The 15,419-nt window shown below is 31.3% G+C and carries 19 protein-coding genes and 1 riboswitch; of the genes, 10 read left to right on the top strand and 9 right to left on the bottom strand.

Translation table 11 applies throughout. The features are described 5' to 3' along the window. Positions 1 to 54 precede the first annotated feature (54 nt). Positions 55 to 237, bottom strand: coding sequence for a YolD-like family protein (locus tag ACFX4G_RS21735; protein WP_029325259.1), 183 nt, complete (start codon positions 235 to 237; stop codon positions 55 to 57). A 44-nt stretch (positions 238 to 281) separates the two neighbouring features. Then, positions 282 to 455, bottom strand: coding sequence for a Fur-regulated basic protein FbpA (locus tag ACFX4G_RS21730; protein ID WP_377576859.1), 174 nt, complete (start codon positions 453 to 455; stop codon positions 282 to 284). A 1,018-nt stretch (positions 456 to 1,473) separates the two neighbouring features. Between ACFX4G_RS21730 and ACFX4G_RS21725 the strand changes: the two genes are divergently transcribed. Beyond that, positions 1,474 to 1,902: an SMI1/KNR4 family protein gene (locus ACFX4G_RS21725; protein ID WP_377576856.1), complete on the top strand. Its 429-nt coding sequence runs from the start codon at positions 1,474 to 1,476 to the stop codon at positions 1,900 to 1,902. Positions 1,903 to 2,426: 524 nt separating this feature from the next. On the opposite strand, the gene ACFX4G_RS21720 is transcribed toward ACFX4G_RS21725, so the two are convergent. After that, positions 2,427 to 2,915, bottom strand: coding sequence for a DinB family protein (locus tag ACFX4G_RS21720; RefSeq protein WP_377576853.1), 489 nt, complete (start codon positions 2,913 to 2,915; stop codon positions 2,427 to 2,429). 558 nt (positions 2,916 to 3,473) lie between these two features. Next, positions 3,474 to 3,558: riboswitch (cyclic di-GMP riboswitch) on the top strand. A 22-nt stretch (positions 3,559 to 3,580) separates the two neighbouring features. Here ACFX4G_RS21720 and ACFX4G_RS21715 point away from each other — a divergent pair. Further along, a complete protein-coding gene (locus ACFX4G_RS21715; RefSeq protein WP_218812978.1) occupies positions 3,581 to 3,709 on the top strand; it encodes an anti-repressor SinI family protein in 129 nt (42 codons plus the stop codon). 28 nt (positions 3,710 to 3,737) lie between these two features. Here the strand turns inward: ACFX4G_RS21715 and ACFX4G_RS21710 are convergent, their stop codons facing one another. Beyond that, positions 3,738 to 3,881, bottom strand: coding sequence for an anti-repressor SinI family protein (locus ACFX4G_RS21710; RefSeq protein WP_080743158.1), 144 nt, complete (start codon positions 3,879 to 3,881; stop codon positions 3,738 to 3,740). A gap of 328 nt (positions 3,882 to 4,209) precedes the next feature. Here ACFX4G_RS21710 and ACFX4G_RS21705 point away from each other — a divergent pair, with 328 nt between their 5' ends. After that, a complete protein-coding gene (locus ACFX4G_RS21705; RefSeq protein ID WP_162837702.1) occupies positions 4,210 to 4,356 on the top strand; it encodes a hypothetical protein in 147 nt (48 codons plus the stop codon). 95 nt (positions 4,357 to 4,451) lie between these two features. Here ACFX4G_RS21705 and ACFX4G_RS21700 read toward each other — a convergent pair whose 3' ends face one another. Both ACFX4G_RS21700 and ACFX4G_RS21695 read right to left on the bottom strand, forming a co-directional pair. Further along, positions 4,452 to 4,724, bottom strand: coding sequence for an HU family DNA-binding protein (locus ACFX4G_RS21700; protein WP_377576848.1), 273 nt, complete (start codon positions 4,722 to 4,724; stop codon positions 4,452 to 4,454). 293 nt (positions 4,725 to 5,017) lie between these two features. Continuing rightward, the gene (locus ACFX4G_RS21695; protein WP_218812954.1) at positions 5,018 to 5,242 is read right to left on the bottom strand and encodes a hypothetical protein; all 225 of its coding nucleotides are present in this window, start codon (positions 5,240 to 5,242) and stop codon (positions 5,018 to 5,020) included. A 1,014-nt stretch (positions 5,243 to 6,256) separates the two neighbouring features. On the opposite strand from ACFX4G_RS21695, the gene ACFX4G_RS21690 reads away from it, so the two are divergent. The 7 genes from ACFX4G_RS21690 to ACFX4G_RS21660 all read left to right on the top strand — a co-directional run bounded on the left by ACFX4G_RS21690 (position 6,257) and on the right by ACFX4G_RS21660 (position 12,804). Then, a complete protein-coding gene (locus ACFX4G_RS21690; protein WP_377576845.1) occupies positions 6,257 to 7,270 on the top strand; it encodes an SIS domain-containing protein in 1,014 nt (337 codons plus the stop codon). A 310-nt stretch (positions 7,271 to 7,580) separates the two neighbouring features. Then, entirely contained in the window at positions 7,581 to 8,417 is an 837-nt protein-coding gene (locus ACFX4G_RS21685; RefSeq protein WP_377576842.1) for a YitT family protein, read from the top strand. Between the two features lie 161 nt (positions 8,418 to 8,578). Continuing rightward, on the top strand, positions 8,579 to 9,376 hold the full coding sequence (locus tag ACFX4G_RS21680; protein WP_377576839.1) for a substrate-binding periplasmic protein: 798 nt from the start codon (positions 8,579 to 8,581) through the stop codon (positions 9,374 to 9,376). 21 nt (positions 9,377 to 9,397) lie between these two features. Continuing rightward, positions 9,398 to 10,072: an amino acid ABC transporter permease gene (locus ACFX4G_RS21675; protein ID WP_098525984.1), complete on the top strand. Its 675-nt coding sequence runs from the start codon at positions 9,398 to 9,400 to the stop codon at positions 10,070 to 10,072. After that, complete coding sequence (locus ACFX4G_RS21670) at positions 10,050 to 10,817, top strand: amino acid ABC transporter ATP-binding protein (RefSeq protein ID WP_182005969.1); 768 nt, start codon at positions 10,050 to 10,052, stop codon at positions 10,815 to 10,817. Before ACFX4G_RS21675 ends, ACFX4G_RS21670 begins: the two co-directional genes overlap by 23 nt. Positions 10,818 to 10,968: 151 nt before the next feature. Next, positions 10,969 to 11,811, top strand: a complete 843-nt coding sequence (locus ACFX4G_RS21665; RefSeq protein ID WP_377576835.1) for a PfkB family carbohydrate kinase — start codon at positions 10,969 to 10,971, stop codon at positions 11,809 to 11,811. Between the two features lie 261 nt (positions 11,812 to 12,072). Continuing rightward, positions 12,073 to 12,804, top strand: coding sequence for a GntR family transcriptional regulator (locus tag ACFX4G_RS21660; RefSeq protein ID WP_377576832.1), 732 nt, complete (start codon positions 12,073 to 12,075; stop codon positions 12,802 to 12,804). A 680-nt stretch (positions 12,805 to 13,484) separates the two neighbouring features. Here ACFX4G_RS21660 and ACFX4G_RS21655 read toward each other — a convergent pair. The 3 genes from ACFX4G_RS21655 to ACFX4G_RS21645 form a co-directional block, all read right to left on the bottom strand. Next, entirely contained in the window at positions 13,485 to 13,883 is a 399-nt protein-coding gene (locus ACFX4G_RS21655) for a hypothetical protein (protein ID WP_053487885.1), read from the bottom strand. 106 nt (positions 13,884 to 13,989) lie between these two features. Next, the gene (locus ACFX4G_RS21650; protein ID WP_342832011.1) at positions 13,990 to 14,832 is read right to left on the bottom strand and encodes a permease prefix domain 1-containing protein; all 843 of its coding nucleotides are present in this window, start codon (positions 14,830 to 14,832) and stop codon (positions 13,990 to 13,992) included. Then, on the bottom strand, positions 14,829 to 15,167 hold the full coding sequence (locus tag ACFX4G_RS21645; RefSeq protein ID WP_098622479.1) for a PadR family transcriptional regulator: 339 nt from the start codon (positions 15,165 to 15,167) through the stop codon (positions 14,829 to 14,831). Before ACFX4G_RS21645 ends, ACFX4G_RS21650 begins: the two co-directional genes overlap by 4 nt. Positions 15,168 to 15,419: the final 252 nt, after the last annotated feature.

Here is a 15,419-nt window from a genome sequence, read left to right as displayed (position 1 = left end):
TTATCATAAAAAATAGAGAAAATTCTTCACTAAGTTTAAATCAAATAAAGGAAATCAATAAATGTCTTCAATACCGGATAAACGAATAAAGAAAATATTTTGTTTTTCATCTTTTAAAGACAGGGTCTGTTCATGGAGATTAAGATTATAAACACGGCCTTTACAAGTTTGTAATGACCCATTTTCATAATAATTAACCGTAATTAAACCATTTTTGATTAGTTTTTTCAAAAACATAGATTAACCCTCCTCTTAACAAATGAATTGCGGTTAGCAAAAACTTAAAAAGATAGGTCTTGGATTGCCGGATTAACTATATGATACTCTGTTTCTAACTCATGTAATGTTAATTCATAGAGCTGTTTGTTTCCTTTTTTATAGATTCCTAAATGGATTAAAGAATCTATAATCGAGTTTTTTTTACGTTGTATGTCAGAATAGGGCTGTTCGCTCATTATCCCACCGCCTAAATTCAAAATGGTCTTTCGTATGATTGTCCAACTACTTTAATTCATTATAAAGCATGCCAGTTACAAGGAAATGAAAATGAAGTTAAACTGGTGTAATAAATAAGTAAATTTGATTACATAAGTGAACGCATATTTCCTACCTATTTATTTTATAATCAACTTTTATGGCATCGCTCAATAATATAATATCCCTATGAATTTCACTTTTAAACAGTTCCTTTTCCCAATTCTTGTATTCTTCCCTCAAGCGATTCACTTCTCTTCTAAACAACAAAAGATTGTGTTCATTATGGATTGTAATAAACTCCTTATAAAAACTAACATTAAATACATTATGTTAGTTTTCTCCTGTATATAAAATACTTTCTACAAAACTTCCTATTAATTTACAAAGATTCTAAATTATCATCAAATAATTTTACTCTTTTCAAATAAAAGTAAATGCAAATTTCCACAAAATCTTTCGTTGATTTGAAGTAGAGACCGGTTTGCATGATATAAAATATCTGAAACATCATGCTAAGGAACCCTTTTATTAAGGGTTTTTTGCAGCCTATAAATTGTGACTTCCTGAATAGTCATAAAATCACGAATTTGTGGAGCATTATTTGATATTAAAAAGTAAAAAGAGAAATATTTTTCTAAACGTATGTAGAAAAAGACTCTATTTTTTCTATGAATCATTACATGTGTATTAGAAGTGATTTAGCTCATAAAACCTTTTAGTCAGGTAGGAGGGGCACTCGTGAGAGGGCCTTCCTACCCGACACAACTAGAAAGTATTCTCAACACAGAAAAAATCTCTGAACATAGAAAAACAGAGATTACTACAGAGTGATTGTTCTTATATAATGCAAAGAAAGACTGACCTTTTGTTAGAAAAGTCAAATACATCGTAACATCCTTCAGTCTTTGAAGCTGTGAATTTTCTCACTGCAATTGAAGCAATTATTTGTTATCTTACCAACTTAACATATAATTTTTTAATAAGGAAGGTGAGCCTATGTGGAAGGATTTAATACAAAATATTTCAACAGAATGTGTATATGGAGAACCGGCTAGCATAGAGGACATAGAAGTGCTAGAAAAACTATTTAGTATTCAGATCCCAAAAGAATTAAGAAATTTGTTGTATGAAACAAATGGTGTAAATGATGGTTATGGTTGCTCGTTAATTTGGTCTATAGAGAAAATTATAAGAGAGAATTTAAGTTTAGGAGACAGAATGGAGGACACATACATTCCTTTTAACAATTTGTTGTTTTTCGCAGATGCAGGGAATGGCGATATGTTTGGATATTCAACATCAGATAGATCCATAAAACAAAATGGTATTTATGTTTGGAATCATGAGACCAATCAAAGAACTCAGACTGCACCTTCTTTAAAAGATTTTGTAGAAGGGTGGATAAGTGGAAAGTTAAGCATTTAAATAGCTCTTTTTTTATTAAGTGCAATTTATTATAAGTAAGTTCCCATAATGACTCTTTCCGATGCACAACTAATAAAAGGGCTTTGGATAAATAATACGTACTGCATAAAAAATGTTACGTTTAGATAAATGCAGAAACGCCAAAAAAATTTATTTATTAATCATATGAATGTGATATATTTGTAGCGAAACTGATTATATTTTACAAATTTTATCTAATACTCAAAAATAAAAGGCTACATCATTTCATTATGGTGTAGCCTTTTATTTTGTTAATGTTCAGGGTTGTCCAATATAGGTAGTCTAAAAAGGTACACCTTTTTAGACGGTAAAAAAATAAACGATAATGCGTCTATTTAATTGTCACTTTAGGAGTTATTTTGCACCTTTTTCAAGCGATATTTTGCACTATAAATAAATATAAAAAGTCCAATTTCTCAATATTAAAATTAAGAAATTGGACTTTTATCATCACTTCGGAATAGTGCTCTATAGTGGAATAACTGTAAAGCTAATAAAACTTTTTAAAAGCTGCGTTTCCTTGCCCAAGCTCCTTGCATTTTACTAAGGAATACAATTTGCCCAATATGATATGCGTCGTGCATTGCTAAACTCTTCAGTTCAAGCACTAATGGATTGTCATCAGGAATCGGTCTATACAAATCTTCTAGTTCTGATTTTGCTAGTATTTTTTCAAGTTCACGATGAACAGAAAAGTATTCTTGTTTTGTTTCCTTCCAATTTTGAAAGGTCTCAGTTGGTAATCGATATGTAGCGCCATTATTTTCTGCCTTTGGTTCATTTGCTGTTTCACCTAGAAAGCGTAACAGAATTCTCTTTTCATAGAAAAGTAAATGACAAACTAATTCCCAAATGGAATGTGCCCCTTCAACTGGTTTCCAAATTGCCTGTTCCAAAGTAATATTCTCTAGTACTTTTTCAAGTGGTGGAAACCAGTCTTCTTTATCTAAGCAGCTTGCCCATTGTTGTAACAAAAGTGTCCTTACATCCATTTTCTATTCCCTCCAATCTTATCCCTTTTAATAGATAATCCCATTGGTCAATATTCATTTGCGGCATGTTGTTCTGGCATAACTTACAATTTCGAGATGAACCATCTGATTACCTCCCTTACCCAATTGCTGAACAACGTTAAAAAAGCACACATTTTATTATTTGTTCCAAAACTCGTCCTTTTCTGAACACGCTTCTTCTTGATTTGAAAGAGGCGTGTTTTATTGTCAAAAATGTTACAAAACCCTGTTCACTTTTCTATGTTCAATAACTTATTTATTTTTATCTTATGTTATAATAATATGCAAAATAGCACTTAAAATAAGTGCAAATTACCTTTTAAAGTGACAATTTAATCTTATAAACAATCCTTTTTAGACGTATTAAAAATACTAGGCCTTATTGTACGCTTGGTTTACGTCTCTTCCCAGCTGATAACTCTCAGCATTGTTTTTGGAGTTAGGAATAGTTATTTAATTCAGAAAATAATTATAAGAATACTTATTTCGACATATTTCAACATCCATTATGTAGTAATATTTATATAAATTTACACATTCAGATAAAGGCAAACTAGTTGAAAAGCTAGGACGCAAAGCTACAGGTCTAAAGTCAATTGACTATGACAGCTGAGCCTCCTGAAAATCTGGAGGAATTTATGTTTATGGACAGTAAAAAAGAAGTAATAACGCCACATTTAGACCAAGAATGGATTAGACTTATCCAAGAGGCTAAGGAAGTAGGGTTATCGGTTAAAGAAGTAAAAGCATTCTTAGATAATACACAAACCTAGTGATAACAAAAAACATTAGATAGGCACGCTATCTAATGTTTTTTGCTATCGTGTTATCTTGAGATTTTGCTTCTAGAAACTGTTTAAATTCTTCTTTACTCACATTTGAATTCATTGCATCTTTAACTAGCTTCATCCACTCTTCTGGCAGAACTGCTATAGACTTTTTCATAATAGTACCTCCTTACATAAATCCTTTTTATCATTTACCGTTTATTTTAAGCTTAAAACCCTATTTTATAGTGACCATCCACTATATTACAACTAAATAGTTAATCCTCTTTACTTTAATCGACTATAGATAGCTTTTTATGTAGTGAAAAATAAAATTCTTTCTATTATTCTTCCGGAGTCACCGCATTTTTTATACTCTGATATTCCCTTCACCGACGAGAAAAAGTATCTTCACTTATAGATTTAGCATAAGGAGTGGATTTTTCAACATAATTATAATAAGGAGAAATTGCACCTATTAAGTAACCTAAAGGTGGTGAGTACTTATGAAAAACAGGGATAAAAGACGAAAAAAGAAACGTGATTTTTTAAAGGATTACTTAAAAAACAAGTTAGGTAATTGGAAACCTGGACTTGGCAAAGAGCCTACCTCAAACTCTAAGACGACACAAGAAAATAGAAACCTTGATTAGGTAATATTTGTGTGTAGGTATTTAGAAGTTTTTCACCGTGAAAAATAGCCCCCTTTAGAAGTCTATCTCTAGAGAGGGCTGATTATAAGACATATTTATTTAACGGCTTCTTTTAATTCTTTTCCTGGTTTAAAAGCAGGAGCCTTTGAAGCCGGAATTGTCATTTCCTCACCTGTTTGAGGGTTACGACCTGTACGGGCTGCACGTTCACGTACTTCAAATGTTCCAAATCCAATCAACTGAATTTTTTCTTCTTTCGCAAGTGTGTTAGAAACCGTCTCAAACAACGCTTCCACAGCTTTTTTAGCATCTTGCTTTGATAGTTCTGCTTGTGTAGCAACCGCATCTACTAGTTCAGTTTTATTCATATTCAAACACCTCATTCTCTAATTTTAGATCATATGTAGAGATGCTAACATATCATAGCTTTTACACACTTGTCACTTAATAAGGTTAGGTAAAAGGGAGATGATTTTTTAATTTAGCTCAAACTAATATCATATTTCCCAACCGCCTAAATTCTAATAAGCCTTTGCTCCCGTTGAGCAAAGGCTACTTTTTTGGCGAGTTTCTTCTATAAAATATGTCATTTTGAAAAGACTTTTGTGTAAGTAAAATTAGTCGCTCTAAAAGGATGGATCTTTTTAGAGCGACTAATTTTTTATGACTCTTTCGAGAGGCAATCATGAGTATGAACTCTATTAGCAGCAACTACAAACCTTGATTTTCCTTCTTGGCATTCATGAGCGATTTCGATATCGCCACAATAAGGACAAGTGAGGTATCCTCTTGATTGCAAATGATTAAAGCTAATTATTTCCTCAGGTTTAAAAACGTCCATTCTTATTCCATAATGAGTACAAGCAACTTTTTTTATGCTTATCATAGGATTTCTTCCTCCTCTTTCTTATTGTGTATTGGTTCATTATTAGTATATAAGATGGTTATGGATAATTTAACCTTTTTAGTTAATTCGTCTCGAATATTTAGAAAATTAAATTGTAAAGGAATTATTGAACAAAAGAATTGAAGGTAAATTCTACTTGTATAAATTAAGGAACGTATTCTCATCATAACGAACATCGAACTAAAAACAATAAACGTGAGATAGCTTTAAAATTAATTATTAAATAAATTATTAATACTTTTTACTTTTAAATATAGATAAAATTTATTGTTATATTATTTATAAGAGTAAATAGTATAATACTTTATAAAAAATAGTGTTATCATTTACACATCTTGTAGAAAAATGATCTATTTGTCGTCACTTAGAGTAAATGATATAACTTAAACTTTTATAAGTTAGTTACACCATTTACACATCTACTATAAAAACTTTTAATCTGTAACTTTGTATTAATACAATATAATAAATTATTAGATAACATAAATAAAAGGAGTGTGTTGTATGATCGATAATTCTAGTTAAATCATTACCATTGAAGATGTTATGAACATGTTAGCTATATTATCAAAGAAAACCATTTATACATACATTTAACGAGGAAAATGAACTATTTTTTCTACAAAGTATATAAAAACACTATTTAAGTACTAGACCAAAATTGACCGCATATTATTTTTACAGCTAAATTGATTTAAAAAAACACTTTCGAATCAAGTTTTATTTAGTTCACCAAAGTATAATTTTACGAGCTTTGTAAACAACAATAATTCATCATTTTTAACAATCATTGTTGTTGGGGATTGAATTACCAATGGCCTTAAAGAAACAGTTGTTATTTTAATTATCAGAATTTTTTAATATTTTTATTGAAACCCAGAATTTTGCGTGCTATAATCTAAATTACAAATGGTATATACCATTATATTTTTTACACTCAATGGTATATACCATTGAGTGGCTAACTTAAAAAATAAGAGGAGAGATTGCTAAATGTTAAAGTTTAATCCACAGAACTACTTAAAAGTAACAAATGGAGCAGTTTTATTAAGAGCAGAAATAGAAAAGAAAATGGATGAAGTTTCAAAAAAAGAATTTAAAAACTTATTCCTTATTGGATCAGGGGGTTCTATTGCTATCATGTATCCATTTGAATACATATGGAATTCTACTTCAACTATTCCTGTTTACGCTGAAATTGCTTCTGAATTTATGCTACAGAGTCATAAGCAATTTGATAAAAATTCAGTTGTTATTCTCTCTTCTCTATCAGGTACTACAGAAGAGACTGTTGAAGCAGCACAATATTGTAAGGAAAGAGGAGCAACTACTATTGGGTTAGTAGGAGAAATGGGTACACCATTAGCTAACATCGTAGATTATCCGATAGCTAACTACGCAGAAAACGACTATGCTGCAGATTCAATAAATCTTCAAATGTATATGATTATCTTCAGACTAATGCATAATAACGGAGAATTCCCAAAATACGATAAATTTGTATCAGAGTTAGAAAAAATGCCTGAAAATCTAATTTCAGTAAAAGAACAGGTGGAAGAAAAGGCTAAAGAATTTGCAAACAAATATAAGGATGAAGATTATCATATGTTAATTGGATCTGGAACAGCATGGGGAAGAACTTATGCATATAGTATGTGCGTATTGGAAGAGATGCAATGGATTCGTACGAAGTCCGTACATGCAGCAGAATTTTTCCACGGAACAATTGAGCTGGTTGAAAGAGACACGAGTATTATCTTACTTAAAGGGGAAGATGCAACGAGACCATTAGCTGATAGAGTAGAGCGTTTTGCTGAGAAATATACAGACAAGCTTACGATTTTTGATACTAAAGATTATACGCTTGAAGGGATTAGTCCAGAATTTCGTCAATATTTCCCTCCACTGGTTTTAGGAAGTCTACTTCAACGGGTAAGTGTTCACCTAGAAGATAAGCGCAATCACTCCTTAGATAAAAGAAGGTATTACCGTACTGTAGCTTATTAAGAAGTAGTTAAACTTGAGGAGAATATAAGATATAAGATATAAGCGTTCTCCTCAAGTGAGTTTCTTAAACTACAGATTTTAGTAATAAAAGAATCAATAATTACTACATACGTCAATACTTTTCTGGAAATTTAAAGTTTTTAAACGTACAAATAGATGTGTCTGATGAAAAAAAGTTTTTGGAAAAGTATTGATCACAAAATAATTTCCCTTTAACATCCATTCATTAGACCTAGAGCATAATGAATTTAAAGTTAATGAAGAGTTAACAGAAGATAATCTGAGAGAGTGTGTGAAAGGGTGTTTTAGTGTGGCTCGTAAGTATCAAATTACTTATGAACTAGCAGGAATTACAGTAGGTTGTTTTCTTTTTGCTTTTGGAACTAATTGCTTGCTAACACCTTCAAGTTTACTAGCTGGCGGGCTAGGCGGAATATGTGCAATCTTTTATCATTTATTTGAATGGCAAATGGGGATACAGTATTTTGTTTACAATATTCCATTACTGTTTTTAGGATACATTCATATTGGTAAAAAGTTTATTATTTACACTGTATTTTCAGTAATAGTATCTTCTCTTTTCTTAGAGTGGATTCCTGTCCGCCTAGTATGGACTAATGATATATTATTGTGCTGCATTTATGGAGCAATCATTTCAGGAAGTGGAGCTGCTATTATTCTTAGACTAGGCGGATCAGTGGGAGGGCTTGATATACTTTCTCGTGTTATCGCTAAGTATACGAACATTTCTATAGGGAAGTTTGGCTTGATTTTTAGCGCCACTATTGTAGCCATTTCAGCGCTTATTTTCGATATTCAACTAGCTATGTATACCATCCTATCATTTTTTGTGGGCACCAAAACATATGATGCTATTTTAAACATTGCAGAGAAAAGTGCCATCATGATTATTACAAACGAGGGTGAAGAAGTCTCTTCAGTACTAGCAAAAAAATTAGATAGAGAAGTTACTTCATGGAAAGATATTGATATCTACAGAGAAAAGAAAAAAATGGTGTTACTATGTTTGATTATCGAATTAGAGTGGATAGAAGTAACACATGCAGTAAAGAGTATTGACCCCGAAGCCTTTATTTTATCATTACCAACTAAGAAAACGTTTGGAAAGTTTAAATTGAAGTGGTGATTTAAATAAATTCTATTTGGTATATACCATTTTGTTTTTTCTGTGATATGATAGCCCTATCCTTATAACTTTAGGAATTTTCTATATTATCTAATAATATGACAATCAAGTTGTAAGCGTTTAACAAATAAGAACATCTTTAATATAGGGGGAAGTTTGTAATGAAAAAAATTCTAATAGCATGTATAACTCTTATTTTACTTATTGGAGTAGTAGGATGTGGAAAAAATACATCAACTAGTGGAGAAGCTTCAAAAAATGATAAGGAAATTAAAGTAATAACTACAGCTGGAGGATATCCATTCAATGCTACAAATCCAAAAACGAATAAGATTGAAGGTTTTATCATCGATATTGTTAATGAAGTAGCGAAGAGATCAGATGTAAAAACTCAAATATCAACTGGAGAATGGAACTCACTTATTCCTTCTTTACAATCAGGTAAGGCAGATGTTATTGCTGATGCTATGTATATCACTGACGAAAGAAAAAAACAAATTAACTTTACAGATCCTGTTTTTGGCTTTGGTGAAGGCCTTATTGTACCAGAAGGCGATAAAACGACAAAATCATTGAAAGACTTAAAAGGAAAAGTAATTGGTGTTCAAATGGGAACGTCATTTAAAGACATGTTAGAAAAAGAAAATAAAGATTTAAATATAAAAGTGAAGACTTACCAAACACTATCCGATTTACTAAAAGATATTCAAACAAACCGTATAGATGCAGCTTTGGCAGATGCTCCTACTTTTAGTTATTTTAAAGCTAAAAATCCTAATATGAAGTATCGAATTGTCGAGGGGTATGTTCCTTCTCTTACTGGGAAAGTGGGAATAGGTGTATCTAAAGATCGTCCTGAATTAGTTGGAAAATTTAACAAAGCTATTCAAGAAATGAAAGCTGATGGCACTCTTAAAGATATTTATAAAAAATGGGGTGTAGATTGGGACTTTAATTAATGAAGAGGAAGGGGACTAAAAATGAATGATTTTTTATCAAATGCGAGAGAATTTGCGCCAAGATTTCTTGAAGGTACCATTATTACAGTTGAATTAACCATAATATCATTAATTCTCTCTCTTATTATTGGTTTAACGGTTGCTCTTGGTAAAATAACCCCTAATAAATTTATAAATAAAGTATGTGGTATTTATATCAGCATAGTGAGGGGAACACCTCTCTTAGTGCAAATGATGTACGTTTACTTCGTTTTCCCGGATTTAGGTCTTTCATTAAGTGCTTTTCAGGCAGCTATTGTTGCTCTTTCTATTAATGAGAGTGCTTACTTAGCTGAAACATTCCGAGCAGGCATTAAATCCATTCCTAAAGGACAAATGGAAGCAGCAAAGGCTATTGGAATGAATTACTCTCTTTCAATGCGTAGGATTATTCTCCCTCAAGCAATTAAAAATGTCATTCCTGCGATCGGAAATTCAGCTATTGTATTAATCAAAAACTCTTCATTAGCAGCAGTTATTACAGTGACAGAGTTAATGCATGAAGGAAATTTATTAGCTTCATCCACGTATCAAAATATACAGATATTCACGATGATCGGGATTATTTATTGGGCTCTACATTATCCACTTGCCATTCTTGTAGATTATTTAGAAAAGCGAGGTAATAAAAATAATGTTACAACTAGCCAATATTAAAAAATCTTTTAATGAAAAAAAAGTGATTAAAGGAATTGATTTATCAGTACGAAAAGGTGAAGTAGTCGTTATCGTTGGACCAAGTGGTAGTGGGAAAAGTACTCTTCTGAGAATGATGAATGCCCTTGAGTACCCTACCGAAGGAGATATCAGGCTAGAAGGAGAGTCAATTCTCTATAAAGATATAAATGGAAAGCATACTTCACGAAATGACAAGGAATTAAGCAAATTTCGAGCTGAAATTGGAATGGTATTTCAAGGTTTCCACTTATTTGCCCATAAAACTGTTCTTGAAAATATTATTGAAGGTCCTATTCACGTAAGGAAAATAAAAAAAGAGCAAGCAATCCAGGAAGCAGAATATTTGCTAAAGAAAGTTGGTCTGTCAGATAAACGCGATCAGTATCCTCATTCTCTTTCGGGGGGGCAGCAACAACGAATTGCTATTGCAAGAGCTTTGGCTATGAAGCCCAAAATGTTGCTTTTTGATGAACCAACTTCTGCCTTAGATCCTGAATTAGTCGGTGAAGTTCTTATAGTAATGAAAGAGTTAGCACTAGAAGGAATGACAATGGCTGTAGTTACCCATGAAATGGGCTTCGCTCGTGAAGTAGGTGACCGTGTCATATTCATTGATCAGGGAGTAATTGTTCAAGATGCACCACCAGAAAAGTTCTTTCATACTACTAATGGTAATGAACGTATCAGGAAGTTTTTAAGTACATTATCAAGGAATGCTGTTTGAAACTAGAAAGTACATTTAGAAATAAAAAGGATCTTTAAATTAATTATAGGGTTAAAGAAAGTAGTATATCTTTAAATTAAATAAAAGATCCTTCACTTTTTTTTAAATAACTTAATTATTAGATGAAATATAGATACAGAGGTGAAGGGAAATGAAGGTAATAGGGATAGGGGACAACGTAGTTGACTATTATCAAGACCGTGATGAAATTTATCCAGGAGGAAACGCTCTGAATATAGCTGTTTTATGTAAAAGATATGGGGTTGAGAAAAGCTCGTATATTGGAGTGATTGGAAACGATATGGCGGCTGATCATATTGTAAATAGTTTGGTGGCCGAAGATGTTGATATCTCTAGAATCAGGAAAGCATATGGACCAAATGGAGAATCTGTAATCTCCCTTAATGAAGATAACGATCGTACTTTTGTTGGATCAAATAATGGAGGGGTACAAGCCCTAATAAAATTAAACTTTGATAAAACCGACCTTAACTATATTTCAACTCATGATCTTATGCATACAAGTTTATACAGTCATATAGAACAAGAGTTACCTATGCTCTCTGAAAAAATAGCTATTTCTTTTGACTTTTCTTTCCGACACGAAGAAACATACCTTAAAGAGGTTTGCCCCTACGTTGATTATGGCTTTTTCTCAGGAAGCGAATTAAACGAAACGGAGTGTATTGAGTTAATGCATTACGTGAAAAGCTTAGGAACAAAAGTTATTGGAATTACAAGAGGGGAAAAAGGTGCCTTATTTTTAGTAGATGAACAAGTTTATAAACAGCCTATCGTTGAAGCAAATGTAATAGACACCCTAGGAGCAGGTGATTCCTTTATCTCGATGTTCTTGACACATTATCATCAACATCATAATGTAAATGAAGCATTGTATCAATCGGCAATAGCAGCAGCAAAAAACTGTGAAAGTTACGGTGCATTTGGATATGGATTAAGTAAAAAAAAAAATCTCTCTAAAAAATTGGTATGATTTTTTAGAGTATCTGTGAATTATAGGGGACGGTCCTTTTTAGTATTTGAGTCCGTTCCCTATTTTATTTTATACTTACCACAGATAATTAGAAATATTGAAGTATTTTTTATTTTAAATGGTATTGATTGAAGTTACCCAATATTTATCCAATAAGATTGACTAATTGTAGCTTTATGCCAAGGTTGTAAACTTTTACTTATATATATATTATCTATTAATAACACATATAATTTGAAAATGTAAAGAATGGGGTAGAAAATGGAAAAAGAAATTGATGGAGTTCCTTATTATCAAAAGCTAAAAACAATGTTTATAGAGGAAATTAAAAATGGAAATCTTAAGTACGGCGATAAGATTCCTTCAGAAAGGGAGTTAGCTGATAAATTTAGAGTGAGTAGAATGACAGCTCGTCATGCGCTATCTACTTTGGAAAGGGAGGGGTTTGTAGAACGAAGAGTAGGCGTAGGTACATTTATATCTAATCGTAAAATTCAGTGGAATTTTATAACTGTAAATAGTTTTACTAAAGGGATGGAGGATAAAGGATTAAAACCTACTACTGAGACAATCTTTGCAAAAATTGAAAAGGCGGATGAATTTCTAGCAAATAAATTAAATATTTCTACTGGAGAAGAAGTCTTTTCTTTAAAAAGATTGAGAATTATTGATGATATTCCAGTTGCTATAGAGTTAAGTCAAATACCATACAAATTTTGTTCGCAAATAGAAGAGTATATATCTAACAAAATATCCTTGTATAAGATATTAGATGAATTTTTTGGGTTAAAATTGGCTAAACAAAAGCAGTATATGCGAATATCTTTATCCGATTCGATTGAAAGTAAATTACTTAAAATCGGAAATGAAACCCCCTGCCTTTCGATTGAAGGCACCACTTATGATTCCTTAGAAAGACCTATTGAATATTATCAAACGTTAGCAAGAGGAGATCTTATCGAATTCTACTCAGAACCTACTAATCCCCAGTGAGTATAAGATTTAATTGTTTTTCATTTACATATAAATTTTTTATGTAGTTATTCCATGATTAATCAAAAGTCACCTAGCCTCATATAAGGTTAGGTGACTTTTTAAATTGCAATGCTCCTTTTTCTATAACCATTGCAATAGATATAACTTATTATAAGTTTATATAAAATTAAAAATTTCTTGTAATACATAATATAAGGTATTCCTATTTATCGAAATAAGGAGATATTCGTTAGTTTTATTATTTCTATAGATTAATCTACAGTTTTAATGTAAGTACATTAAATGGAGAAACTATAATATCAATTAGTAGAATGTAATTATTTTATTAATAATAAAAGTAATACTTAAAGTATTTTGTTAAAGAATATTATAGATATTAATTATAATGTAGAAAAACAATATATTTGTCGTCACCTAGAGTAAATGATAAAACATTAATAATAAATGAAGTAATTTATTATTTACTTAAAGAACAATAAAACGGAGTCGAGGTTATTTTCTATAAATATAGTTAATGACAACATTTGTTTTTAAGGTATATGTATATGAATCTACAAATCTGGCCAGGCTAATAACGTACTCCCCCTATTCCAATAAATTTGAAAAACCTTTGCTTATATTAGCAAAGGTTTATTTTTTGTACGCTTAGTTCTGGAGTTGTAAAATGTAATATGATTTTAAGGCCTATACCCATATAAGAATTCAAACATAAAGAAACATACAAAACCTATAAGTAAAACAGGAACCACACTAATTCCCAAATACACACGATGTAGGGGCTTTTTTAGTTTTTTGAACCAGTTATAATATAGTATGAAAAAAAGTATGCAGACGGGTATAAAGAACACAGCAGCAAATAGATCTGTTAATCTTGAATTTGCATCCCAATACTCGTCTGGAACAGGAGTATGTACATACCATTTATCGGCTAAACGAGTTTGAAGATAACTAAAAAGTAATATTCCTAAAGAATAGTAGACACCAACTAACCACTTTAACCATTTTGGTAAGTAAGACTGACTTGCAATAATACACATAAGCACTAATATAAAAAATACTGAAACGCCGTAACTCATTTGTAACCTCCAACAAAATCTAAGTTCCTAACGACAAAATATGAGTAATTTTACCATATTAGTTTATAAGTGTATATATTAGTTTTGAGGTAGAGGATACAGAATCTTAATATAAATCCTCATGCTCTTTAGAAGAAACGCTCCGTATTCCTGTAAAATAATAAAGTAAATAACCTAAAACATTAAGCCCTATAAATATAAAAATCCATCCAATTCGTAACCGTTTTTGATGGTGTGCATTAATAATTGCCCAAATAGTGAACAGCGTCCAGTAAATAGCTCCACCCATAAATATTACAATTACCTGTAATTGATCAAAACTTCTACTCTCTATTAGTACAAACCATTGTTCATTTCCATTTCCAGACGTGGAAGAATCCACACCTAGCCATTTTGGAGCCCAAATCGTTCTTTGATATTGAAAATCTGGATTCTGTGATTTCCAATGATACTCACCAGAATTTTGGCTAACACTTCTTATATCTTTTGAATTATAGATAGTGACTTCAGATATATAATTCGTATCCTCTACTAAAGTTTCAATTTTCCTTTTCATACTGAAGGTCATAACGTCTTTGTTTTCTAATTCCTTAGATATTAATGTACTTGTTTCAGATAATCCTTGAGCAGTTGAATCGTCAATTTCCCAAAGAAAACTACCCATTGATATTGTTAATATTAAACAGACTATTGCTATGTAAAGCACACGCTTTGCAAATATTTTTTGTATCTCAAACAATTGTCCAATAACAGCGCGCATTTCTTTTTCTTCACCAAACCGTTGAATCGCAATTGTAATAGCTTGTTGTTCTGTTTTTCCTTCTTCTTTTAACTCCTGAACTGATTCAAACAAATGATTTTTCATTTCTGCTTTTAATTCGTCGATTTCTTGTTTATCTCCGTCTACATTTAGATACATAGAATCCACAAATGCTTCTATTTTCTTCACTTAGTTCCTCCCCATAAAAACGAATCCATCATTTTCTTTATAAATTGCCATTCTAAACGCTTATCTTCAAAGCCTTGCTTACCTAAGGAGGTAAGCTTATAATACTTTCTTCTTCCGCCAGGACCTTGCTCACTACCCCAGTAAGAAGAAATCCAATTATTCTTTTCTAATCTCTTTAAAGACAAATAAAGAGTTCCTTCTTTCAGTTCAAATTGTTCATCACTTTTTTCTCGAACAATCTTAGCCAATTCATAACCATACATATCCCTTTGATAAAGTAACGACAAAATCAACGTATCAATATGACCCTTTAAGATCTCTCTATTAATTTCCAAATTTTCCACCTCTTTGTTGATTATAAAAAATAATACCTTTTATTACAAGGTATTATTTTTTATAAGTACCATAATTAAGATTGTCGGAAATAACCAAAGTCGTAATAAGTATATCTGCTCTAATAAAAAAATAACATTTTTAATCTTTTCTAGAGGATGGAATCTATGAATGAAAAATCTAAAGTTAGTTAGGTTCAAGTAATATATTCTATGCATCCTTGATTAGGATAATAAAGCTTATCTGTAGTAATT

Source organism: Priestia sp. YIM B13486 (assembly GCF_042787865.1).
GTDB lineage: Bacteria > Bacillota > Bacilli > Bacillales > Bacillaceae_H > Priestia > Priestia megaterium.
The sequence above is the reverse complement of the archived record's forward strand: the minus strand, read 5'-3'. Positions and strand labels throughout refer to the sequence as shown.

Coding starts and splice junctions, on each gene's coding strand:
- ACFX4G_RS21670 (WP_182005969.1), top strand. CDS start 10,050: ATGTTACAACTAGCCAATATTAAAAAATCTTTTAATGAAAAAAAAGTG.
- ACFX4G_RS21695 (WP_218812954.1), bottom strand. CDS start 5,242: ATGATAAGCATAAAAAAAGTTGCTTGTACTCATTATGGAATAAGAATG.
- ACFX4G_RS21665 (WP_377576835.1), top strand. CDS start 10,969: ATGAAGGTAATAGGGATAGGGGACAACGTAGTTGACTATTATCAAGAC.
- ACFX4G_RS21735 (WP_029325259.1), bottom strand. CDS start 237: ATGTTTTTGAAAAAACTAATCAAAAATGGTTTAATTACGGTTAATTAT.
- ACFX4G_RS21690 (WP_377576845.1), top strand. CDS start 6,257: ATGTTAAAGTTTAATCCACAGAACTACTTAAAAGTAACAAATGGAGCA.
- ACFX4G_RS21680 (WP_377576839.1), top strand. CDS start 8,579: ATGAAAAAAATTCTAATAGCATGTATAACTCTTATTTTACTTATTGGA.
- ACFX4G_RS21710 (WP_080743158.1), bottom strand. CDS start 3,881: ATGAAAAAGTCTATAGCAGTTCTGCCAGAAGAGTGGATGAAGCTAGTT.
- ACFX4G_RS21730 (WP_377576859.1), bottom strand. CDS start 455: ATGAGCGAACAGCCCTATTCTGACATACAACGTAAAAAAAACTCGATT.
- ACFX4G_RS21725 (WP_377576856.1), top strand. CDS start 1,474: ATGTGGAAGGATTTAATACAAAATATTTCAACAGAATGTGTATATGGA.
- ACFX4G_RS21720 (WP_377576853.1), bottom strand. CDS start 2,915: ATGGATGTAAGGACACTTTTGTTACAACAATGGGCAAGCTGCTTAGAT.
- ACFX4G_RS21660 (WP_377576832.1), top strand. CDS start 12,073: ATGGAAAAAGAAATTGATGGAGTTCCTTATTATCAAAAGCTAAAAACA.
- ACFX4G_RS21655 (WP_053487885.1), bottom strand. CDS start 13,883: ATGAGTTACGGCGTTTCAGTATTTTTTATATTAGTGCTTATGTGTATT.
- ACFX4G_RS21715 (WP_218812978.1), top strand. CDS start 3,581: ATGGACAGTAAAAAAGAAGTAATAACGCCACATTTAGACCAAGAATGG.
- ACFX4G_RS21675 (WP_098525984.1), top strand. CDS start 9,398: ATGAATGATTTTTTATCAAATGCGAGAGAATTTGCGCCAAGATTTCTT.
- ACFX4G_RS21700 (WP_377576848.1), bottom strand. CDS start 4,724: ATGAATAAAACTGAACTAGTAGATGCGGTTGCTACACAAGCAGAACTA.
- ACFX4G_RS21705 (WP_162837702.1), top strand. CDS start 4,210: ATGAAAAACAGGGATAAAAGACGAAAAAAGAAACGTGATTTTTTAAAG.